General features: G+C 68.4%; 12 protein-coding genes and 1 pseudogene. 4 read left to right on the top strand and 9 right to left on the bottom strand.

Annotated features, from left to right (window positions below; translation table 11 throughout):
- Positions 1 to 152 precede the first annotated feature (152 nt).
- The 5 genes and pseudogenes from JOC24_RS32670 to JOC24_RS32650 form a co-directional block, all read right to left on the bottom strand.
- Complete coding sequence (locus JOC24_RS32670) at positions 153 to 1649, bottom strand: ATP-binding protein (protein ID WP_307792813.1); 1497 nt, start codon at positions 1647 to 1649, stop codon at positions 153 to 155.
- Positions 1650 to 2282: 633 nt separating this feature from the next.
- Positions 2283 to 2687: a hypothetical protein gene (locus JOC24_RS32665; protein WP_056791702.1), complete on the bottom strand. Its 405-nt coding sequence runs from the start codon at positions 2685 to 2687 to the stop codon at positions 2283 to 2285.
- Between the two features lie 563 nt (positions 2688 to 3250).
- Positions 3251 to 7986 (bottom strand): annotated as a pseudogene (locus tag JOC24_RS34325) (DUF6531 domain-containing protein); the annotation flags it as partial.
- A gap of 1241 nt (positions 7987 to 9227) precedes the next feature.
- Positions 9228 to 10757 (bottom strand): helix-turn-helix domain-containing protein, encoded by a 1530-nt coding sequence (locus JOC24_RS32655; RefSeq protein ID WP_205024057.1) that lies wholly within the window; start codon positions 10755 to 10757, stop codon positions 9228 to 9230.
- A gap of 151 nt (positions 10758 to 10908) precedes the next feature.
- The gene (locus JOC24_RS32650) at positions 10909 to 11109 is read right to left on the bottom strand and encodes a DUF4236 domain-containing protein (RefSeq protein ID WP_014153378.1); all 201 of its coding nucleotides are present in this window, start codon (positions 11107 to 11109) and stop codon (positions 10909 to 10911) included.
- 598 nt (positions 11110 to 11707) lie between these two features.
- Between JOC24_RS32650 and JOC24_RS32645 the strand changes: the two genes are divergently transcribed.
- The 4 genes from JOC24_RS32645 to JOC24_RS32630 all read left to right on the top strand — a co-directional run bounded on the left by JOC24_RS32645 (position 11708) and on the right by JOC24_RS32630 (position 18038).
- Positions 11708 to 12319 carry a TetR/AcrR family transcriptional regulator gene (locus tag JOC24_RS32645; protein WP_205024056.1) on the top strand — a complete coding sequence of 204 codons (612 nt, stop codon included), beginning with the start codon at positions 11708 to 11710 and terminating at the stop codon, positions 12317 to 12319.
- Positions 12316 to 12765, top strand: a complete 450-nt coding sequence (locus tag JOC24_RS32640; RefSeq protein WP_307792811.1) for a DUF6069 family protein — start codon at positions 12316 to 12318, stop codon at positions 12763 to 12765. Before JOC24_RS32645 ends, JOC24_RS32640 begins: the two co-directional genes overlap by 4 nt.
- 1249 nt (positions 12766 to 14014) lie before the next feature.
- Complete coding sequence (acnA, locus tag JOC24_RS32635) at positions 14015 to 16738, top strand: aconitate hydratase AcnA (RefSeq protein ID WP_205024055.1); 2724 nt, start codon at positions 14015 to 14017, stop codon at positions 16736 to 16738.
- A 70-nt stretch (positions 16739 to 16808) separates the two neighbouring features.
- Positions 16809 to 18038 (top strand): ROK family protein, encoded by a 1230-nt coding sequence (locus JOC24_RS32630; protein WP_205024054.1) that lies wholly within the window; start codon positions 16809 to 16811, stop codon positions 18036 to 18038.
- Positions 18039 to 18069: 31 nt separating this feature from the next.
- Here the strand turns inward: JOC24_RS32630 and JOC24_RS32625 are convergent, their stop codons facing one another.
- The 4 genes from JOC24_RS32625 to JOC24_RS32610 are packed head-to-tail and all read right to left on the bottom strand — an operon-like array spanning position 18070 to position 22567.
- Positions 18070 to 19449, bottom strand: coding sequence for a GH1 family beta-glucosidase (locus tag JOC24_RS32625; RefSeq protein WP_205024053.1), 1380 nt, complete (start codon positions 19447 to 19449; stop codon positions 18070 to 18072).
- A 9-nt stretch (positions 19450 to 19458) separates the two neighbouring features.
- The gene (locus JOC24_RS32620; protein WP_205024052.1) at positions 19459 to 20316 is read right to left on the bottom strand and encodes a carbohydrate ABC transporter permease; all 858 of its coding nucleotides are present in this window, start codon (positions 20314 to 20316) and stop codon (positions 19459 to 19461) included.
- 5 nt (positions 20317 to 20321) lie between these two features.
- Positions 20322 to 21293, bottom strand: a complete 972-nt coding sequence (locus JOC24_RS32615; RefSeq protein WP_205024051.1) for a carbohydrate ABC transporter permease — start codon at positions 21291 to 21293, stop codon at positions 20322 to 20324.
- An 11-nt stretch (positions 21294 to 21304) separates the two neighbouring features.
- Positions 21305 to 22567, bottom strand: a complete 1263-nt coding sequence (locus tag JOC24_RS32610) for an ABC transporter substrate-binding protein (protein ID WP_205024050.1) — start codon at positions 22565 to 22567, stop codon at positions 21305 to 21307.
- Between the last annotated feature and the right edge of the window lie 197 nt (positions 22568 to 22764).

Below are 22764 nucleotides of genomic sequence, written 5' to 3'. Positions count from 1 at the left end.
GGCCCGATTGACCCCCGTCGAGTACGAAGCCATCATGACCCCACCCGCAGCCCTGGCTGCATAACCCCACTGTCACCTACGCGTGCAGCAGTCCCTTCGACTGATATCGGGTCCTGGGTGTCACGAGTCACCTTCGGTTGCGCTCGTCATCGCTATACCACCCTTCGGTTCACGGGGATCAGGGCGTCGGTATTCGTGAACTCACGGACCTTGGCCGCCATGCGGGCATCTGTGTCGAACAGCTCCCGCTCAGCCGGATGGAGGATGTGCTGGGTGATGAACGAGCGGCCGGCGACCTTCCACAGACCTCGGCCCTTGGTCAGAGCGGACACCGCCTGGGTCTCGGCGCCGGTCAGGCCGAGCAGAGATGCAGCGGCGGCGAGCTGGTCAGGCTCCTGGCGGTAGATGATGCGCGTGCTGCAGTCCGCGAGGAGCCCCTCGGCAAGGACCCGGCCGCGCGACCCGGCGTCGCCCGCCGAGAGCAGATCGCTGAGGCGGTGGATCACCATCAGGTTCGCGATGCCCAGCCCTCGGGAGAGCTTCCACTGGCTCTGCATCCGCTCCAGCAGCCCGACGTGCCGCATCAGCCGCCACGCCTCGTCGTAGATCACCCAGCGTCGACCGCCATCGGGATCACTGAGGGCTGACTCCATCCACGCGCTCGCGCACGTCATCGCGAGTACCAGTGCCGTGTCGTCACCGGAGCCGCCGAGACGGGAGAGGTCGATGGACAGCATCGGTGTGGTCGGGTCGAACGAAACGGTGCTCGGCGCGTCGAACATGCCGCTCAAGTCGCCGTGCACGAGACGTCGCAGGGCGTGGGCGAGGTCCTGGGCGGCTGAACCGAGGTGCCCCGCCTGGTGGCCGAGGGCCTGGTCGAGGCGTTCGGGGGAGCCGAGTACGTGTGCGATCTCGCCGAGCAGCGGCACCGTGCCTCGGGCGGCGGCGTCAGCGACGACCAGATCCAGGGCCAGGTCGAGGGCGGTGTGTTCCATCGGCAGCAGGTCTCGCTTCAGCACGGTGCGGGCGAGGCTGGCCAGCAGCAGCAGACGGCGCTTGCGAACCTCCGTGAACCAGTCCTCCTCGCTCACGGAGGCGGGCCGGGCCGGGGCGTCCAGCGGGTTCAACAGGCCGGGGAGCCCCGGGCCCAGGGCGATGCTGTAGCCGCCGAGGGCCTGCGAGACAGCTGTCCACTCGCCCTTGGGATCGCAGGGGATGTAGATCCGGTAGCCGTGGGCGATCGACCGGGTGGCGATCGACTTCGCCAGCGCCGACTTCCCCATGCCGATGATCCCGGCCAGGACCGCGTTGGGGTTGGTGAAGCCCTCCACCCTGCCACTGTCGTAGAGCGAGAAGGGGTCGAAGCAGAAAGCCGCTTCCGCATGCACATCGCGGCCGATGAACACCCCTTCGGCGCCCAGGCCGCCCTCGGCCACGAACGGGTAGGCGCCGCTGGCTGTGGCGGTGGTCATCCGGTGGGCGGGCAGGGCGAGCTTGCCGCCGCGGGCGGAGGCCGGACCGGGGCGACCGGCGAGCGGGTAGGTGGGCCGCAGATCCGGGTCGAGGGTCTGCTCGGCGCGGTGCTTGGGCGGGTTTCCGGCGAGGCGTGCCTGGCGGCGGGTCGCAACATCCGATGCCGGTCGTGTCACGCCGACCGCGTCTGGTCGACGAGCCACTTCGGCGACGACCCTGAGTAAAGACTGACGCTGACTCAGGTCTTCTTGATATCACGTCAGCAATTCAAGATCATCTTGCACATGCATTGCACAAGGTGCTGAAAAATGACAGAGATCAGCGAAAGGCCGTGAAGGTAGGTATCCGCAGGTCAGATGGCCTATTGAGGTGTCGTGCCCCTTGCCCCCAAGGGGCACGACACCGCGTCCAGTCAGATGTCCCGGAGGAGACCGCGCAGTTTCATGACCTGCGGCGATACGTGGTTGCAGAGCGTTGACCTGCGTGAATCATCTTTCAGATGTCTTCTGCGCGTGCACATTGATGCGGCCGAAAGTCCCAGCAAAGTCCCAGGGTCCCTGCCGCCCACGACCCGTTCTCCGGGCTACACGCGGGCCTTGGCTCTGAGCCGTCGCCGGGGTCTGTCAAACGAACGTTTGACAGACCCCGACTGCGCGTTCGTCATGTCCGAGGTGCAGAGTTGCTTGCGACCAGGCCAGTCCGGCAGCGTTCCCGTACAGCAGGCATCCTGCAACAACTTCCGGCAGCGATGTCGGACAAGGGGCGTGAGGTGCCCGTGGGGGTGGCAGATGGAACAGGCTCGTTCCCACTCAGCCCTGCGTACGAAGCGATTCGAAGAAATCATCGATCTCCAAAATTTCCGCATCGCTGAGATGGGGGACGCTCCACTGCATCCTCGCACCGTGCTCCATGAATCCAGAAGGGAGCCCCGTCCTGTAGGTCTCCACGTACTCGGCAGTGTCGCGACGCCAGTAGTAGGTGCCGTCACTGTGAAGGGCGGACCCACCCATCACGCCGAACTTTTTGCCCACGACATCCTCCGTATATCCCATGAGGGCGATGATCACGGGAGCTCTTCTCAGGTATTCCGCTACGCGTGAGCAGTCGTGTACGGGCATCTGTCCGGAGAGTTTCTTGATGCCCTCCGCATTAACGCTGAAGCGGGACTGGCTGGAGATACTGCTGAAAAACCCGAGAGGGGTGACCTGGCGCATGTGACGGCTTCCTGAGCAGGACCGCCTGAGGCGGTGATAGGTATACTTATGCTGGTGCGTAAGAGTGCGCACGGCGTTTCGTTCCGGACGCGCCCTTACGGATAATCCTGAGCTGTTTTCGGAGAATTCTACCTCGGGTCGCCCTGGCTCCCCGCAGGCCACTCGCGAACCTTTCCGGTCCGAGGGTGGAGATCTACCTGATGACCGCTCGCGTTTCTCACTTCCACGCCACCCAGAGCCTTGGAGAGTTCACCGGCCGCCTTGCAAGCGCCGTGACAGGTGACCAACTGAATGGGGCCTCCGTTGTAATGCGGATTTTCTCTGACCAGTTCGGCGATCTGCTGCGGGTGGGTTATCTTGCCGTCAACGATGAATTCTCCCTGTTCGTTGCCGTGCACAATGACGTCGTGCCCGTAGTCGCCCTTGGACCGCAGCAGATTCTGAATCGTGTTCGTATCGTCTCCGATTGCCGTGGCGGTCCTTGTGTAGCGGACGCTTCCGCCGGCCCAGGTGAACGACGAGGCAGGTGGAACCCCCATCACGGTGGCTCCAGCCGCACCACGAGGCGATGCCGCCGCCTTGCGCCACCCGGTCAGTCCTCCGAGTCCCGTGACGGCGAGCTGTTGGGTCAGCTCTTCGGCTGCTTCGGCGTAGAGGTCGGCGAGTGCGTCGCAGCCTTGTTGGCGGAGCATGTATTCGGCGCGGTAGAGGCGGTAGGCGGGGCGTACGGGGAGGTACTTGTCGAGGAAGGCGCCAGCGCCGCCGTTCTCGCCGGTGAAGGCGTCCTGCGCGTCACCGAGGAACACGAACGGTGACTTGACGACGTCGACGAAGGCGTCACCGAAGATGCCCAGCACGTCGCCGATGCCGTCGACGCTGTCGTTCGGGTCTTCGGGGGTCCGGCCGCTGGGGTCGGTGAGCAGGGTGGGTTGGTTGTCGGCGTATGCGTACGGGGACACGTGGGGAGTCGAGGCACTGCGCGCAGCTGGGTCGGTGCTGGTGAAGCGGCCGGTGGCGGGGGTGTACTGGCGGGCGTGGAGGTCGAGGTTGCCGGTGGTGGTTTCGTAGCGGGCGCCGGTGTAGGTGGGGGTGCTTGAGGGTGCGCCTCCGGTGACGGTGCCCAGGACGCGGGTGCCGTAGGGGTCGTAGGCCCAGCGCTGGTGGAGGGTGCCGGTGCTGCTGGTGACGGCGAGTGGGGAGCCCTGGGTGTCGTGGTGGTAGTAGAAGACCGCGCCCGTGCCGGTTTTGGTGGCTGCGGGCTGGCCGAGGGGGTCGTAGCGGTAGGACTGCTTGATGGTCCAGGCGCTGTCGTACTCGGTGGCGAGGATCGGCAGGGGTGCGTTGGGGTCCCACTGGGTCCGGTTGGTGACCGCGCCGTCCTTGAGGGTGGCGACCTGGTTGCCGCTGGCGTCGTGGTCGTAGGTGTAGTCGGTGCCTGCGACGGTGGCGGCGGAGATCTGTCCGGCCAGGTCGTAGATGAAGGTGTTGGCGCCGGCCTTTGTCTGGTTGCCTTCCGCGTCGTATTCGTATGCGGTGGTGGTGGCCCCGGTGGTGGTGGAGGTGAGCTGGTCGGCGGCGTCGTAGGCGTAGCTGGTGGACGTGGTGCCGAGGGTGGAGGTCAGGCGGTTGCCGACCTTGTCGTAGGTGTAGGACGTGGTGCGGGTCGCGGCGCAGCCGGTGACCCAGGGCTGGGGGTAGCAGCCGGAGGTGAGACGGCCCGCGGCGTCGTAGGTCTGGTCGTAGCCGCCGGTGCCGACTCCGGCCCGGGTGACGTCGACGCGGGTGGGCAGGCCGGCCGCCGAGAGGGTCAGGGCGGTCTTGGTGACTGTCGTGCCCGCCTTGGCGGAGGTGACGGCGGTGACGCGGCCCGCCCGGTCGTAGGTGCGTTCCTCGGTCTCCGTGTTGGGCAGTGCCGTCTTGGTGAGGTTGCCCGCCGCGTCGGAGGTGTAGGTGGTGGTGGCGCCGTCGGCCGTCATCGTGGCGGTTCGGCCGTCGTTGTCGTAGGTGTAGCCGACGGTGTTGCCGTCGGAGTACTTGCGGGTGAGCATCTGCCCGGCGGCGTCGTAGGTGTAGGCGAAGCCGCGGGTCTTGGTGAGGTCGCCGACCGCGTTGTAGGCGAAGTCCTCGGAGATCTTCGCGTTGGCGCGGGCGGTCATCTGTCCGGCGTCGTCGTAGCCGAGGGTGACGTCCGGTGTGGTGTCCGAGTAGTCGATCTTGGTGGCCAGGCCGCGGGCGTCGTACGTCCGGGTGGTGGTGCCGCGGGGCGTCGTCACCTTGACCGGATTGCTGTCCGAGTCGTACGCGTAGGGTCGTCGCCCGGTCCAGGGGGTCGGTGACCGACGTCAGGCGGTGCGCGGCGTCGTAACCGTAGGTGGTGACGTGGTTGTTGGCGTCGGTGCGACCGGTCATGTTCCCGACCGCGTCGTAGCCGTAGGTGGTGGCCGCGCCGCCGGGGGCGGTGACGCGGGTCAGCTGGTCGAGTTTGTTGTAGCTGTAGGTGGTGGCGCGCTGGTCGGCGTCGGTGCTCCGGGTGACGTTGCCGACGGCGTCGTACTCGGTTCTGGTCACGTTGCCGAGCGGGTCGGTGACGGCGGTCGGATTGCCCGACGGGTCGTAGTCGTAGGTGGTGGTGTACTGGGCGGGGGAGGCGCCGGTGACGTTGCCTCGCGGGTCGACGGCCGTGGCCTGGCGGCCGTCGTCGTCGTAGGTCCAGCTCTCCTTGTTACCCAGGGGCGAGGTGCTGCTGAGCAGGTTCCCGTCGGCGTCGTAGGTGTAGGTGCTGGTCTTGCTCAGCTGGTTGGTGCTGCTGGTGAGCTGGTTGTTCTTGTCGTAGACGGAGAGGGTCGTCTTGCCTGCGGCGTCGGTGACCTTGGTGACGTTGTCGTTGGCGTCGTACGTGTAGCCGGTGGTGTGGCCCAGCTGGTCGGTGTTCACCAGCGGCCGGTTGATCGCGTCGTAGGTCGTGGTGGTGAACGCGCCGGTGGGACCGGTGACCTTGGTGCTGTTCCCTGCGGCGTCGTAGGCGTAGCTCGTGGTGTAGGCGGCCGGGTCGTTGCCTGTGACGTTGCCGCGCGGGGAGACGCTGGTGAGCAGGCGTCCCATCTTGTCGTAGGTGTAGGTGGTCTTGCTGCCGGCGGCGTCCGTCTCGGAGGCGAGGTGTCCGGCGGCGCTGTAGGTGCGGGTGACGAACTTGCCCGCCGGGTCTGTCGTTCGGGTCAGGTGCCCGGCATCGTCGTAGGCGAATGCCGTGGTGTCGCCCTCGGGGTTCTTCGCGGTGAGGAGTTGCTCCGCGCCGTTGTAGGTGTAGGTCGTGGTGCGGCCCAGTGGGTCGGTGGCCGAGCTGAGCAGCCCTCGCCCGTCGTAGGCGTACGTCGTCGTGTGGGAGGCCGGGTCGGCGCCGGTGGCGTTGCCACGGGGGGCCGTCTTGGTCAGGATCCGCCCGGCCGCGTCGTAGGTGAACGTCGCCTTCTCACCCAGGGGTGTGGTCACCGACGTGCGGTTCCCGGCTGTGTCGTAGCCGTAGGTGGTGACCTTGCCCCGTGGCGTCTTCACGGTCTGGATGGCGCCGAGCGTCGTGTACGTGTAGGCGGTGGTGGCGCCGAGGGGGTCGGTGGTTGTCGTCAGCTGGTTGGACGTGTTGTACGCGTAGGTGGTCTTGTTGCCGCGGCCGTCGGTGTGGCTGGTGATGTTGCCCGACGTGTCGTATGTCCATATCTCCTTGTAGCCGAGCCCCGGCGGCGAACTGCGCGTCAGCATCCGGCCGGCGCTGTCGTACGTCATCGACGTGGTGTTGCCGCGCTGGTCGGTGATGCCCACGGGCCGCAGATTGCTGTTCTAGTCGTAGGTGATGCTCTTGCCGTACGGGTCGATGGTCGACATGAGGACGTTGCCGGAGTACACGTCGGTCCACACACCGCCGTCGGGCGCCGTGGTGTGCGACTCGCGACGGCCGTCCCAGGTGAACGTGGTCTTCTTGGTGTTCTGGTCGGTCTGGGAAGTGATCCGGCCGGTCGTGTCGTAGGTGTTGCTGACCTTGCCGCCTGCGGGGTCTGTGTATGACGACAGCCGCTTGTTTACGTCGTACGTGTAGGAAGAGGTCTTTCCGGCGGGGTCGGTCACCGAGGTCAGCAGACCGTTGGTGTAGCCGTAGGACACCGACGTCGTGTCCGGCAGGGCCACCTTGGTCAGCAGCCCGTCGGCGCCGACTGTGAAGGTCGTCGTGCGTCCGGCGGCGTCCTTGACGGAGGCGAGCTTGCCGGACGCGTACGTCAGGTTCAGCCCCTTCCCTGCCTTGTCCACGACGGAAACGAGCTGACCACCGCTGGTGAAGGTCCGCTTGGTGTGGTCGGGCGTGGTCAGGATGTAGTCGCTGGTGCCTTTGACCAGCTTGGCTGCCGACCCGGCCGGGGCTTTGTACGTCCCGTCGCTGTTCTGGGTGAACACGAACGACGCCCCGTCGTCCGCCCGGTAGGTGACCTTTCCCGTCGCGACCGTGAGCTTCGAGTCGAACGGTGTCGCCCAGCCGCGTCCCAGCAGGCCCGCCGTGGCTGAGTCGGAACGGTAGGTGCGTTCCAGGGCGAGGGGCACACCTGGGCCGACCAGGGAGGCGTCGGTGAGCTGTTCGAAGAACATGCCGGTCGCCGTGTTGACCGGGTCCGCACGGTGGGCCTGTGCGTAGCAGGTGCAGATACCCGCCTGCGCCCCAGGGATGTCGGGCGTGTAGAAGGCTTCCACCAGGGGAGAGGTGGTTCCACTCGGACTCGACGACCCGTCCGTGCCGGTGAGGAAGATCCAGGCGTAGTACTTCTTACCGTCCTCGAGATGCCCCCCGAGCGTGCTGCCGCTCCACCAGAAGCACTGGTCGGCGGGGTAGGCGTTGCCCGGCCACCATCCGTAGCACCAGGCACCGTTGTCGAGATAGCGGCCCGAAGGGTCACCGGTGGAGCGCTTGATCTCTTGCTGGAGGACGAAGTTCCCGGCCTCGTCGCGGACGTAGAGCCACATCCCGGATACCGAGGAAGCCGTCGTGCCTGTCGGCAACTGCAGTTGCCCGCCGATCGACAACATCGCCGGGTAAGCAGTGGCGTACGCGCTGACCCATAAAAGATTGATTCCCTGTTGCCTGTGTGCCGAACGGAGTTGCCGATCTGTTGGCGGCCGGGCCTCGGTCGGCTGGTTCGGTGGGACGGGGGTGCGGTGTGCCGGACGGCTTCTTTGCGCGCGGGTCGATGTAGTTGTGCATGGGCGACAGCTCGTCCCGGTCCCGCTTCACCTGCTGGCGCCTCTCGGCCAGCGTCATGGCCCTGGGCGGCTTCGGGAGATCCGAAGCGGTCCTCACCGCAGCCGTCCGTATGGCAGCCGATGGGGGTATGGAGGTCTGTTGGCCTCCGGGGGATGCCCAGGAGGGGATGACCCCTGCCACGGCCAGGAGAGCCAGAGCCAGGAGTGTTGTGAGGAGTTTTCGCGCTTGTGTGCGCACAGTGCATCACCCGGGAGGAAGTCGTGAAAAGAGTCGGGGTGATGCTTGATCCAAAAGTGGATCGAACTAACGCACGACGGGGGACGGGGCTGGATTCCGACGTGTGGAGCCGAACGGTGTCCGGAGTGTCCCCTGGTCACGGGGTCAACCAGGCGCCCCATGGTGGGTGATTGGCGTGAACACGACGTCCTGCCCTGAAGGCGGTAGTTGAACACCCGGAGAGCAGTCGGCCAAGCCTGGGTTTCTGTCCGGAGGCCGGCGTGGTTGTGGCGGCTGGCGGGGGAGCGAAAGGTGCGCCTCGTTCGCGGGCCTTGCCTGCTGTCGACTGGAGCTTTTAGTGGCGCTGTGGCTTCGCGGGCCGTGGGCGGCCGGGTGTTGGCAACTGTCGTTGGTTACGCCTTCGGTCGGGCGGTCGGTGCCTACCTCATGGGCCGGCGCGAGGCGGCTGGGGACAGGGTCGGACGCGCCGAGCGATCACCGTCGACGGCAAGGTGCTGAAGGGATCGGCCCATCTGGCCGCTACTCACAGGCGCTTGCTCTCCGCGGTCACCCATCGTCGCGGCGCAACTCTCGTCCAAGCGGAGGCCGGGCCGGTGATGGGGCTCTCTCGGTACAGCGCGAAGCCGTTGGTGTCTGTGGTCGAGAGATCACTCCGCACGGGTACGGGGTGTTGTCGGCCCGGCGGGCAGGGCTCAATGATGTTGGTCGGACAGATGGTGCGGGGGATGACAGGGAGGGCTGGCGGTCGGAGCCGGCGGGGTGGACCCTATGGGTGACATGCCTTGGGTGGCCTGTTCACCGGCTGTCGGCCATGACGCTCGTTTGACGCTCCAAGCCGCCCCACGCAGGACGAGCTGAGAAATGGTCTCTGACCTAGGCTTTTCCATCAGGTGCTCAGGCCGACATCTTTTCGATGACTCATCGCCTGAAGAGCGCGGTGCACGGAAGCCGTCGCTCTTGGTTTAAAGTCCCAGAAAAGTCCCAGGGACTCCGTCACACCCCGCCTCGACTCGCATTTGTGCAGGTCAGAAGGGGTGTGACGGTGCCATTTCTGCAGGCTTTCAGATGTCCCGGAAGATCTCGATCTGCGCCCCCACCGAGTTCAGACGCTCCGCCAGTTCCTCGTATCCCCGGTTGATCACGTACACGTTGCGCAGTACGGACGTCCCCTCGGCCGCCATCATCGCCAGCAGCACCACCACCGCGGGTCGCAGCGCCGGCGGGCACATCATCTCCGCGGCGCGCCAACGGGTCGGGCCCTCGACCAGGACGCGGTGCGGGTCCAGCAACTGGAGCCTGCCGCCCAGGCGGTTGAGGTCGGTGAGGTAGATGGCGCGGTTGTCGTAGACCCAGTCGTGGATCAGGGTCTTCCCGTGCGCGGCGGCCGCGATGGCCGCGAAGAACGGCACGTTGTCGATGTTGAGCCCGGGGAACGGCATCGGGTGGATCTTGTCGATGGGCGCCTCCAGCTTGGAGGGCCGCACGGTCAGGTCCACCAGCCGGGTGCGGCCGTTGTCGGCGGCGTACTCCGCCGTGCGGTCGCAGTCGACGCCCATCTCCTCCAGGACCGCGAGCTCGATCTCCAGGAACTCGATGGGGACCCGGCGGATCGTCAGCTCGGACTCGGTCACGACGGCGGCGGCCAGCAGGCTCATCGCCTCGACCGGATCCTCCGAGGGGGAGTAGTCGACGTCCACGTCGATCTCCGGCACACCGTGCACGGTGAGGGTCGTCGTGCCGACCCCGTCCACCTTGACGCCGAGGGCCTCCAGGAAGAAGCACAGGTCCTGGACCATGTAGTTGGAGGACGCGTTGCGGATGACGGTCGTGCCGTCGTGCCGGGCGGCGGCCAGCAGGGCGTTCTCGGTCACCGTGTCGCCGCGCTCGGTCAGCACGATGGGACGGCCCGGTCGGACCTGGTGGTCGACCTGGGCGTGGTAGAGCCCGTCGGTCGCCGCGATCTCGAGGCCGAAGCGACGCAGCGCGATCATGTGCGGCTCGATGGTGCGCGTGCCCAGGTCGCAGCCGCCGGCGTACGGCAGGGTGAAGCGGTCCGTGCGGTGCAGCAGCGGGCCGAGGAACATGATGATGGAGCGGGTCCGGCGCGCGGCGTCCGCGTCGATGGACTCCAGGTCGAGCTGGGCGGGCGGCAGGATCTCGAGGTCCACGCCGTCGTTGATCCAGCGGGTGCGCACGCCGATGGAGTTGAGGACCTCCAGGAGCCGGAAGACCTCCTCGATGCGGGCCACCCGGCGCAGGACCGTGCGCCCCTTGTTGAGCAGCGTGCCGCAGAGCAGGGCGACACAGGCGTTCTTGCTCGTCTTGACGTCGATGGAGCCGGAGAGCCGGCGTCCGCCGACCACACGCAGATGCATGGGTCCGGCGTAGCCGAGCGACACGATCTCACTGTCGAGGGCTTCGCCGATGCGGGCGATCATCTCAAGGCTGATGTTCTGGTTGCCGCGCTCGATGCGGTTGACGGCGCTCTGGCTGGTGGCGAGCGCCTCGGCAAGTTGTGTCTGTGTCCAGCCGCGATGCTGACGGGCGTCGCGGATGAGCTTGCCGATACGTGCGAGGTAGTCGTCTTCCATGTCCGCACGCTATCTCAGATATGAGATGAAGGCCGCGCCGGGGGCGTGCCAGTCGGGTCGCAGTGCGGTGCCGGGCCGCAGGTGGGCGCCTGGTTGCAGGATCCGGCCCACCTGACGGCCCGGCATGCCGGACGCCGCCGAACGGGTGAGGTCAGCCGCGGCGGCTCCGCTTCGTCGTCTTCCGCCAGCCGAAGGGGCCGGGCAGGTCCATCGACGTGGTGCGCCGGCCGGTGCTGCTGTGGGTGCGCTTCGGGCCGTGCCGTCCGCCGGTTGTCACGGACCACGAACGCCGGTTGATGTTCAGCCGGACGCCCGGAAGGATCTGAAAGCTCTTGCGGAATGTGAGCGGCATCTGCGCCTCCTGTGTCAGCGGTAGGGCCTGCAGAGCAATAAGTTGCGTCTTTCCGCTCTTGACACTGCAGCTCATGCGGGGTGTTCGACAGCAAGTTGATTTCCGGCGAGCCCTACGGGTATCCCGAAGTCGCATGCTCATGCGCGGGAGGGTGGTTGCTTTCGTGCCGCCGGCCGCGAGCGGTACGTGCCGCGGGCGGCGTCTGCCGTCCGGGATGTGCACCCAGGCGCGGGAGTCCCGCCGCGCCGCCGGGAACGCGGACTCAACCGGGCGGGAATCGCCCGGACTCGGTCGCGGACGTGCGTCATTGCGGAGTGGTGCCGGACACGGACTTGACGTGTCCCAGCGAGCTTGTCGATACGGGCGCCGGATCGGGTCGATTGTCTTCGTCGAGACATGGCCAAGGGGCGGAACGAGTGCCGGGCGGTGCGCGGCGATCCGCTCGCTCGTGATCTCACGCGGCGAAGTGCGTCGATGTGCTCAGGTCGGCCGGTCGGTACTCCGGTCGTGGTGGTGGATTCTGGCGGGCTGCCCTCGACAAGCGGTCGGCTGCGAGGAAAGTCAGCGGAGTGAGTACTCACTCCGTACTCTCGTAGGCATGACGACACCCAAGGAGAATCCGACTCCCCGCCGCCGCGCCCCCGGCATGTTGCCGGAGCGGCGCCGCGAAATGATCATCCACACCGCGATCCCGCTGATCGCCGAGTACGGCGCCGCGGTGACGACCGCGAAGATCGCCCGCGCCGCGGGCATCGGCGAGGGCACGATCTTCCGGGTCTTCGCCGACAAGGACGAGTTGCTGCAGGCTTGCATGGCCGAGGCGCTCTCGCCCGAGCACGCGGTCCGCGAGCTCGACGCGATCGACGTTTCCCAGCCGCTGCCCGACCGGCTCGCGGAGGCGGCCGAGGCGCTGCAGGCGCACCTGTCCCGCATGGGTGCGATCGCCGGCTCGCTGGGGCATCGCGGCGGCAAGCACCCCGGCACCGTGCGCGGCGCGGGCCGCGACGAGTCGACGACCCGTATCCGCGCGGCCCTCGCGGAGCTGTTGGAGCCCGACAGGGCCGCCCTGCGCCGGCCACCGGAGCAGATCGCCGCCCTTTTCTTCGGGCTGCTCTTCACCCAGCCGCGTACGGAGGACGAGCCCGACCTGACTCCGCAGGAGTTGGTGGATGTCTTCCTGCACGGGGCGGTCTCGGGAGGCACCAAGTGAGCGAGCGGAGAAGGCGCCTGGGGGTTGTGGCCCTGGCCGTCCTGGCTCCCGCCCTTGTGTGGCTGGTCGCGGACCCACTGCTGGGGCACCGGCTGCAGATCACCGACGGCGATCAGACACTCGACATCGGCGCCGTACCCGTGCTGACCGTCGCACTGTGCGCGTCGATCTCCGGCTGGGCACTGCTGGCCGCCCTGGAGCGGTTCGGGGCTCCACGCGCCCGGGCCATCTGGACCGCGGTGGCGGGTGTCGTGCTGGCCCTGTCCTTCCTGCCGTTCATCGGCGACGGCATGGACGGTGGCACCCGGACCGCTCTCGCTCTGACGCATCTGGCGGTGGCGGCGGTATTGATCCCGGGGCTGCGCGGCAGGCCCCCGGGGCGGGAGCCAGAGCCGCCAGGGGGTTACCGCCGGGACCCGGTACGCCGCGAGCGCGACCAGATGTAGGCAGCTCGCCGGAGGGCCGCGCGGCCGGGGTGACCGTCGCGGTGCCGTGGGCCGGGACCCGGCAGGAGCGGACCCTCGTGCCGGGTCGCTGCGCCGGCCACTGGCCACCGCCGGGCCGGTCGGGCCGATGCCGGCGATGTCGGAGCTGTAGAGGTGGTCGGGCGAAGTCCGGGGTGGGGCCGGCGGCGACCAGCGGTGATCATCGGTGTGTGCAGACTGAGGATCAGGCGGTGGCCGCTGGTGACAGCGCAGACCCGGGCCGTCGGGACGACGACTTCGCAGGGCTGATGCGGTGCACAGCCTACGGTTCGCGCGTGCTGCGAGCCGGCCACCGCCGCGTCAGCCCCGGGCGACGGCGATCCCGGCGTCACGAAGACCTCGCCGCAGGCGGTCCGCAGCCGTTCGGCGCAGGCATCGCGCGTGCCGGTGGCGCGACCGCCACCGGACCTTCGCCGGTAGCGCGGGCGCCGGCATCCCTACCCGCTCGAAGTGCCGACCCGGCCTGACCGCAGGCGGTCCCCGCCACCTCGAATGCCTCCCTTGGGCTCGATCCGCTGGGCTCGATCCGCTCGTCCGCGCGGACATCGACGACCGCGGCCGAGCCGTCCGCCCCGAGCGCGAAGTGGTCCGGAGCGTGCCGACGTCCCGTACTCCGTCGTGCCGGTGCAGTCGGCCGGGCGGTGCAAGGCGATCCCCGCCACCCGCGGGTCGAAGTCCAGGAGCGGAAGCCGGGATTCGGAGCCGACGTGTCCCCTCTGGTCGCCGCCCGGCACCACCCGGCGAGGTGACGTTCACCACGACACCACCGGAAGGGCCGTACGGGCGCCGTGTCTCGAGGGCCGTCACCCTCCAGCGGTCAATGCCTCTGACGCTGACCTACGGCATCCACGTACGGCAGCCCGACGTGCGGTCCCGCGACAGCCGACTCGGCCGGTACGGCCACCGGCCTGCCGGCGTGTTCGGCCCCGTAGGGCTGGGTTCACCGGGTCGGAAGGCCGGGCGACCGGGTCCGCTGAGTGGACACCGCCATCGGATGGGGGCGGACACGGGCGCCCGGGCATGACCGCGCGGCGGCTATGTACTAGAGTTATCTCGACATCGAGATATCTGCCGAAGCGCACCGCAGCCGCCGCGCGGTAAGGGTTACCTAACTAATCCTTACCTTAGCGGATGGTGGGGGCCGCAGGCGGCGCCGGCCGCACATGAGGCGCGGCGCGGTTGAACGCGCACATTGAAGAAGGAGACTGTCGTGTCGGCGAACAGCTTCGACGCCCGCAGCACGCTGCGCGTGGGTGACGAGTCGTACGAGATCTTCAAGCTGGACAAGGTCGAGGGCTCCGCGCGCCTCCCTTACAGCCTGAAGGTGCTGCTGGAGAACCTGCTCCGCACGGAGGACGGCGCGAACATCACCGCCGACCACATCCGGGCGCTGGGCGGATGGGACTCCCAGGCCCAGCCCAGCCAGGAGATCCAGTTCACGCCGGCCCGCGTGATCATGCAGGACTTCACGGGTGTTCCGTGTGTCGTGGACCTCGCCACCATGCGTGAGGCCGTCAAGGAGCTCGGCGGCGACGCCACCAAGATCAACCCGCTGGCCCCGGCCGAGCTGGTCATCGACCACTCCGTCATCGCCGACAAGTTCGGCACCAACGACGCGTTCTCCCAGAACGTCGAGCTGGAGTACGGCCGCAACAAGGAGCGCTACCAGTTCCTGCGCTGGGGCCAGACCGCCTTCGACGAGTTCAAGGTCGTCCCCCCGGGCACCGGCATCGTCCACCAGGTCAACATCGAGCACCTGGCCCGCACGGTCATGGTCCGCAACGGCCAGGCGTACCCCGACACCCTCGTCGGCACCGACTCGCACACCACCATGGTCAACGGCCTCGGCGTACTGGGCTGGGGCGTCGGTGGCATCGAGGCCGAGGCCGCGATGCTCGGCCAGCCGGTCTCGATGCTCATCCCGCGCGTCGTCGGCTTCAAGCTGACCGGCGAGCTCCCGGCCGGCACCACCGCCACCGACCTCGTGCTGACCATCACCGAGATGCTCCGCAAGCACGGCGTCGTCGGCAAGTTCGTCGAGTTCTACGGTGAGGGCGTCGCCGCCACCTCCCTCGCGAACCGCGCCACCATCGGCAACATGTCGCCCGAGTTCGGCTCCACCGCCGCGATCTTCCCGATCGACGACGAGACGCTGAAGTACCTGCGCCTCACCGGCCGTGACGCCCAGCAGGTCGCTCTCGTCGAGGCGTACGCCAAGGAGCAGGGCCTCTGGCTGGACCCGTCCGCCGAGCCCGACTTCTCCGAGAAGCTGGAGCTCGACCTCTCCACGGTCGTCCCCTCCATCGCCGGCCCGAAGCGCCCGCAGGACCGCATCGTCCTCGCGAACGCCGCCCAGCAGTTCGCGCAGGACGTGCGCAACTACGTGGACGAGGTCGACGAGGCGGGCAAGGAGTCCTTCCCGGCCTCCGACGCCCCGGCCGTCACGCCGAACGGCGGCCCGTCGAAGCCGGTCACCGTGACCGCTCCCGACGGTTCCACCTACGAGATCGACCACGGCGCCGTCACCGTCGCCGCGATCACCTCCTGCACCAACACCTCGAACCCCTACGTCATGGTCGCCGCGGCGCTCGTGGCGAAGAAGGCCGTCGAGAAGGGCCTGACCCGCAAGCCGTGGGTCAAGACCACCCTCGCCCCGGGCTCCAAGGTCGTCACCGACTACTTCGACAAGGCGGGCCTGACCCCGTACCTCGACAAGGTCGGCTTCAACCTCGTCGGCTACGGCTGCACCACCTGCATCGGCAACTCCGGCCCGCTGCCGGACGAGGTCTCCAAGGCGGTCAACGACCACGACCTGGCCGTCACCTCGGTGCTCTCCGGCAACCGCAACTTCGAGGGCCGGATCAACCCCGACGTCAAGATGAACTACCTGGCGTCCCCGCCGCTGGTCGTCGCGTACGCCATCGCCGGCTCGATGAAGGTCGACATCACCAAGGACGCCCTCGGCGTCGACCAGGACGGCAAGCCCGTCTTCCTCGAGGACATCTGGCCCTCCGAGGCCGAGGTCAACGACGTCGTCGCCAACTCCATCGGCGAGGACATGTTCAACAAGTCCTACCAGGACGTCTTCGCGGGCGACGCCCAGTGGCAGGCGCTGTCGATCCCGACCGGCGACACCTTCGAGTGGGACTCCGAGTCCACCTACGTGCGCAAGCCCCCGTACTTCGAGGGCATGACGATGGAGACGACCCCGGTCGAGGACATCACCGGCGCCCGTGTGCTCGCCAAGCTGGGCGACTCGGTCACCACCGACCACATCTCCCCGGCCGGTGCGATCAAGGCCGACACCCCGGCCGGCAAGTACCTCACGGAGCACGGCATCGAGCGCCGTGACTTCAACTCCTACGGCTCGCGCCGTGGTAACCACGAGGTCATGATCCGCGGCACGTTCGCCAACATCCGCCTGCGCAACCAGATCGCGCCGGGCACCGAGGGCGGCTACACCCGGGACTTCACCCGCGCCGACGAGGGTGCCCCCGTGTCGTTCATCTACGACGCCTCGCAGAACTACCAGGCCGCGGGCACCCCGCTCGTCATCCTGGCGGGCAAGGAGTACGGCTCCGGCTCGTCCCGCGACTGGGCGGCCAAGGGCACCGCGCTCCTGGGCGTCAAGGCCGTCATCGCCGAGTCCTACGAGCGCATCCACCGCTCGAACCTCATCGGCATGGGCGTCCTGCCGCTCCAGTTCCCGGAGGGCCACACCGCCGAGTCCCTCGGCCTGACCGGCGAGGAGACCTTCTCCTTCACCGGCGTGACCGAGCTGAACGACGGCACCACGCCGCGCACCGTCAAGGTCACCACCGACACCGGTGTGGAGTTCGACGGCGTCGTCCGCATCGACACCCCCGGCGAGGCGGACTACTACCGCAACGGCGGCATCCTGCAGTACGTGCTCCGCAGCCTGATCCGCAGCTAGCAGCACCGTTGAGTGAGCGAAGGGCCGCACCCACGGGGTGCGGCCCTTCGCCCTTAAGGTCGAAGGTCTGATGAAGAACACCCTCAGCTCGCCGGCGGCCAAGGCCGGACACGAGTCCGTGCGGCGTCACAACCTGAGCCTGGTCCTGCGGACCGTGCGCGACGAGGGCGAGGTCACCCGGGCCCGGGTGGCGGGCCTCGTGGGGCTCACCCGGGCCGCCGTCTCCTCGCTCGTCGAGGAGCTGCTCGCGCTGGACTGCCTCAGCGAGTCCGGCAAGACCTCCAGCGGGTCGGCCGGACGGCCCGGCACCGTACTGAAGCTCTCCCGGACAGGGCCTGCGGGGCTCGGCGTCGAGATCAACATCGACTACGTCTCCGTGTGCGCCGTGGACCTCACCGGCACCGACCGGGTCCGGGTCACCGAGCACACCGACCACCGGAACGTCCCGCCCGCCGAGGTCCTGGCCCACGCCGCGCGGCTCACCAACCGTGTCATCGCCTCCACCAGGGAACAGGAACTGCGGGTGGTCGGCGTGGAACTGGCACTGCCCGGCCTCGTCTCCGGCGGCGTCGTCCGGCAGGCACCCAACCTCGGCTGGAGCAGGGTCGCCGCCGAGGGCATCTTCGGACAGGCGCTCAGCACCCTGCGCCCGGCGGGGCGGGCGCTGGCCGTCGGCTCCGACAACGAGGCCAATCTCGCGGCCCTGGCCGAGCTGTGGTTCGGGGGACTCGGCGGCGTACGCACCTTCCTCTATCTCACCGGTGAGATCGGCGTGGGCGGTGCGCTCGTGGTCAACGGCGAAATGCTCCGGGGCGCCCACGGCTTCGCCGGCGAGATCGGCCACGTCGTCGTCGACCCGCAGGGCCCGCTCTGCCGGTGCGGCGCGCACGGCTGCCTGGAGCAGTACGCGGGCCGGGCGGCGCTGCTGCGGGCGGCCGGCATCGACCCGGACAACGGGGTGCGGGGGATCGCGGAGCTGGAACAGCGGGCCTCGGCCGGGGAGAAGCGGGCCGTCACCGCCCTGTACGAGGCGGGGGACCGGCTGGGTGTGGTCCTGGCCGGCGCGGTCAACCTCTTCGACCCGGAGGCGGTCGTCCTCGGCGGGATCTACCGCAACCTGATGCCGTGGCTGGAGAAGTCGGCCGACGCCCAGCTCACCACCCGGGTGGTGTCGGGCCGTTGGCACGAGGGCGGCAGCAGGCTGCGGGCCTCCTCGCTCTCGGGCGACGCGGCGCGGGGCGCGGCGGCCCGCGTGGTGCACGAGGTGATGGAGAACCCGGGGGCGTACGCGGTGCGCTGAGTGTGCACGCGTACGCCCCCGGTCCAGGGAGTCAGGCCTTGTGGGCCGCGATCAGCTGCTGATACCAGCGGTAGCTGTCCTTCGGGGTGCGCTCCAGGGTGTCGTAGTCGACCCGGATGATCCCGAACCGCTTCGCATAGCCCAGCGCCCACTCGAAGTTGTCCAGGAGCGACCACACGTAGTACCCGCGTACGTCGACACCCGCGTCCATCGCGGCCCGCAGCGCCGTGAGATGGGTGCGCAGGTACTCCACCCGGTCCGCGTCGTGGATGGAGCCGTCCGCCTCGACGGAGTCGAACTCCGCCGAGCCGTTCTCGGTGATGTGCACGGGCGGCAGGGCGTCGCCGTAGGTCTGCTTCAGCACGGTCAGCAGATCGGTGAAGGACTCCGGAACGACTGGCCAGCCCATCGCGGTCTTGCGGACATCCGGGTAGTTCCCCTCCGCGTACCGGTTGTCCGTGGCCACGCGCAGTGCCGGGTCCGCCTCGCGGTGCGGGGCGGCGCCGACGACGATCGGCCGGTAGTAGTTGATGCCCAGGAAGTCCATCGGCTGGGAGATCAGCTCCAGGTCGCCCTCGCGGCGGAAGTCCTGGCCGGTGATGAGCTCGCCCCAGGTCTCCTCCTCGGTGGCCGGGTAGCGGCCCGCGAGGAGCGGCTCGGTCCACACCAGGTTGTGCTGCGTGTCGGCCCGGACGACGGCGGCGAGGTCGGCGTCCGACTCCGTGGCCGGGACGTTGCGGTCCAGGTTCAGCGTGATGCCCGCCTCACGTACGCCGGCCGCGCGCAGCGCGTTCATCGCGTGTCCGTGGCCGACCAGCAGGTGGTGGGCGGCGGCCAGGGCCCCGCGGCCCTCCTGGGCGCCCGGTGCGTGCCGGCCCACCGAGTAGCCGAGGAACGCGCTGCACCACGGCTCGTTCAGGGTGATCCAGCGCGGCACCCGGTCTCCGAGGTGCTCGGCCATGATCGCGGTGTACTCGCCGAAACGTTCCGCCGTCTCCCGGACCCGCCAGCCGCCCTTGTCCTCCAGGGCCTGCGGCAGGTCCCAGTGGTAGAGGGTGGCGGCCGGCTCGATGCCTGCCTCCAGGAGCGAGTCGACGAGCCGGGAGTAGAAGTCCAGCCCCTTCGGGTTGACCGCGCCGCTGCCCGTGGCCTGGATGCGGGACCAGGCGATGGAGAAGCGGTACGACTCCACGCCCAGGTCGCGCAGCAGCGCCACGTCCTCCGGGTAGCGGTGGTAGTGGTCGCAGGCGACGTCGCCCGTGTCGCCGCCGTCCGTCCTGCCGGGCGTGTGGCTGTAGGTGTCCCAGATGGACGGGCCGCGGCCGTCTTCCTCCACGGCGCCCTCGATCTGGTACGAGGCCGTGGCCGCGCCGAAGACGAATCCGGGCGGGAAGACCGGGAAGTCACTCATGGAAAACCCTTACTTGACCGAGCCGCCGGTGATCCCGGCGGCGATGTACTTCTGGGACAGGACGAGGAGGACGGCGGCGGGCACCGCCGAGAGCACCGAGGCGGCCATGACCGAACCCCAGTCGCCGACGTGCGCGCCGATGTACTGGTAGATCCCGAGCGTGATCGGCTTGACGTCGTCCGTGGTGTTCAGCGTGAGCGCGAACATGAAGTCGCTCCAGGCGTACAGGAACGAGAACAGCCCGGCGGTGATCAGCGAGTTGCGGCTCATCGGCAGGACGACCTGCACGAACGTACGGAAGCGTCCGGCGCCGTCCACCTCCGCGGCCTCGATGACCTCACGCGGGATCGACACCATGAACGAGCGCATCAGCACGATCGCGAAGGGGATGCCCAACGAGGCGTCCGCCAGCATCAGGCCGAAGTAGGAGTTGACCAGGCCGAGGTCCACGTACGCGCTGTACAGGGCGTTCGCGATGACGATGCCCGGCACCATCTGCGTGATGAGCGTGCCGAAGACGATCGTCCTGCCGCCGCGCACCTTGAACTGCGCCAGCCCGTACGCCGCCGGCGCGGAGATCGCCAGGCAGATGGCCACGGCGCCGAGCGCCACGGCCAGTGAGGTCAGCAGGTTGGTTCCCTGCTCGGTGATGGCGGAGGTGAAGCCGGAGAAGTCCACGCCCGTCGGGACCGGGCCCACTTCGACCAGGCTCGCGTCCGGCTGCAGAGCGGTGTTGATCATCCAGTACAGCGGGAACAGCATGACCGCGAGGACGACGACGCCGAAGACGGTCGCACCCCAGCGGCGCCTGGGCCGGTGAACGGTGCCGGCAGCCGGGGCGGCGGGGATCTGGGTGGTGGTCGCCATGCCGGTCACTTCCCCTCGTTGCGGTTGACCCGCAGGTAGAACACCGCGAAGACGGCGGAGATCAGGATCAGGATGTTGCCGACCACGGCACCGGCCCCGAAGTCCATCTGGACGAAGGAGTTCTGGTAGGTGAGCGTGCCGAGCGTCTGGGTGGAGTCGGCCGGCCCCCCGTCCGTGAGGGCGAGGACCAGGTCGAGGATCTTGACCGTCGACATGAAGCCCAGGACCAGCACCACGGTGATGACGGGCTTGAGCATGGGCAGGGTGACCGAGCGGAACGTACGCCAGGCGGACGCGCCGTCGAGCGCGGCGGCCTCGTTCAGTTCCTTGGGGACCTCCTGGAGGCCGCCGTACAGGATCACCATGTTAAACGGGATGCCGATCCAGATGTTCACCAGGATCACCGAGATCAGCGCCATGCTCGTGCTGGTGAGCCAGGGCGTGTCACCGGGGAGGCCGACGGTGCCGAGGAAGGAGTTCAGGACACCGGTGTCCTGGTCGAAGATGCGCCGCCAGACGATGCCGGAGACGACCATCGGGACCAGCCACGGCAGCAGGATCAGCGAGCGCAGGATCCCGTTGAGCGGGAAGCGCCGGGTGAAGAAGACGGCGAGGGCCAGACCGATGCAGAACTGGCCGACGAGCGATCCGACGGTGAAGAGGATCGTCTGCCACAGGGCCTTGCCGAACAGGCCGTCACTGAAGACGTTGCTCCAGTTGTCCGTGCCGTTGAACGGCGCCTCCCCGGTGAAGAAGGTGGACGGCGAGTAGTCCTGGAAGCTCATCACGATGTTGCGGACGAGCGGGTAGCCGAAGAACAGCGCCATGAAGATCACGGCGGGGGCGATGAACCCCCACTGGGCGAGCGTCCTGCGCCGCTTGGTGGTCCGCGGATCCACGGGCTTCCTGACCGCTTCGGCCACGGGGGCCTCCGGGTCGGCGGGGAGCGCGGTGGCCGAGGCTGTGGTGGATGACATGGTTCGTTACCTCAGTTCCCGCTCGTGACCTGCTGCTGGGCACGCTTCAGAGCGGCCTCGCTGGACGCGCCGGTGAGCGCGGACTGGAAGGCACTCTGCAGGGCGAGCGACACCGACGACCACTGCGCGCCGACCTTCGCGGTACGGGAACGGGCCGTGGCGACCTGCCCGGCCAGGGCGGCCAGCTCGGGGGCCTTCGTACGCCACACGGCGGCGGCCTTGGTGTTCGCCGGGACCATCCAGCTGTTCAGGGCGTAGGTGATCTGTTCCTGCTCACCCGCCATGCAGCCGATGATCTTCGCGGCCGTCTTCTCGCGCTCCGTGTCGCCCGTGTTGGGCACGGTGAGCACACCGCCGCCGAGCGGACCGACCGAGTCGTCGCCGGCCTCGGGCACCGGGATCTCGGCGATGCCCCAGTCGAGCCCCTTCTTGGCGTTCAGGGTCTCGACCTGCCACGGGCCGTTGATCATCATGGCCGCGTTGCCGGCCATGAACTGGTCGTTGACGTCGGCCTGGGTCCAGTTGACCGTGGACTTGGAGAGCGAGCCGTCCTTCAGCAGGCCCTTCCAGTAGTCGAGCGCACCGGCGACCTCCGGTGAGTCGAGCTTCGACTCGTCACCGCCGTTGGACCACATGAACGGGGTGAACTGGAAGACGCCGTCCTCCGCGCCACCCGCGCTGAGCGCCAGGCCGTACCGCTTGCCCTGGGTCAGCTTCTCGGCGGTCGACCGCATCTCGGCCCAGGTGGTGGGCACCTTCAGCCCGGCCTTGTCGAGGGTGTCCTTGTTGTAGAACAGCGCCAGGGTGTTCACCGTGCGGGCGGCCCCGTAGTACTTCCCGTCGAACGAGCCGAAGTCGACGATCCCCTCCGGGATGTCCGTCGTGGTCAGGCCGAGGTCCTTCAGCGGTATCAGCCCGCCTGCCTCTGCGAAGGTCGGCATTTCGGAGGCGTCCAGCTGGAGGACGTCCGGCAGCGACTTGGAGGACGCCATGCGCAGCGCCTTCGTCATCAGCTGTGCGGCCGGCACGCTCTGCTGCTCGATGGTGATCCCGAGCTCCTTGCTGCAGCGCTTCAGGGTGTCACCGTCCCAGCGGTGGTACGACTCGTCGGTCGAGGAGTTCATGACGGTGTAGACGTCCTCGTCCCGCTGCTGGCCGCACCCCGACAGGACGGTGCCGGCGACGATCGCGGAGACGACGGTGAGGGGGACGACGATCCGCCTGGTGTGGCGGCTGCGGCGTCCGGTCCGCCCGTCCGGGGAAGGTTCTGTCACGGTGGTGCCCTTGCGGTAAGAGGGTGGCCGGGGCCCATGGGAACGCTCCCACGGGGTGGTAGTCAAGCCCCTGTACGGATCCGGCGCTGTCACGGAGGGAGGGCCGGGGTGCCCGGTGGTGGTGGGCCGGGCACCCCGGTGGGGTGGGTCAGCGGACGCCGAGGAGGTGTTCCATGGCGAGCTGGTCGAGGGCTTCG

This window comes from Streptomyces sp. HB132 (genome assembly GCF_016909575.1).
Classification (GTDB): Bacteria; Actinomycetota; Actinomycetes; order Streptomycetales; family Streptomycetaceae; genus Streptomyces.
The sequence above is the reverse complement of the archived record's forward strand: the minus strand, read 5'-3'. Positions and strand labels throughout refer to the sequence as shown.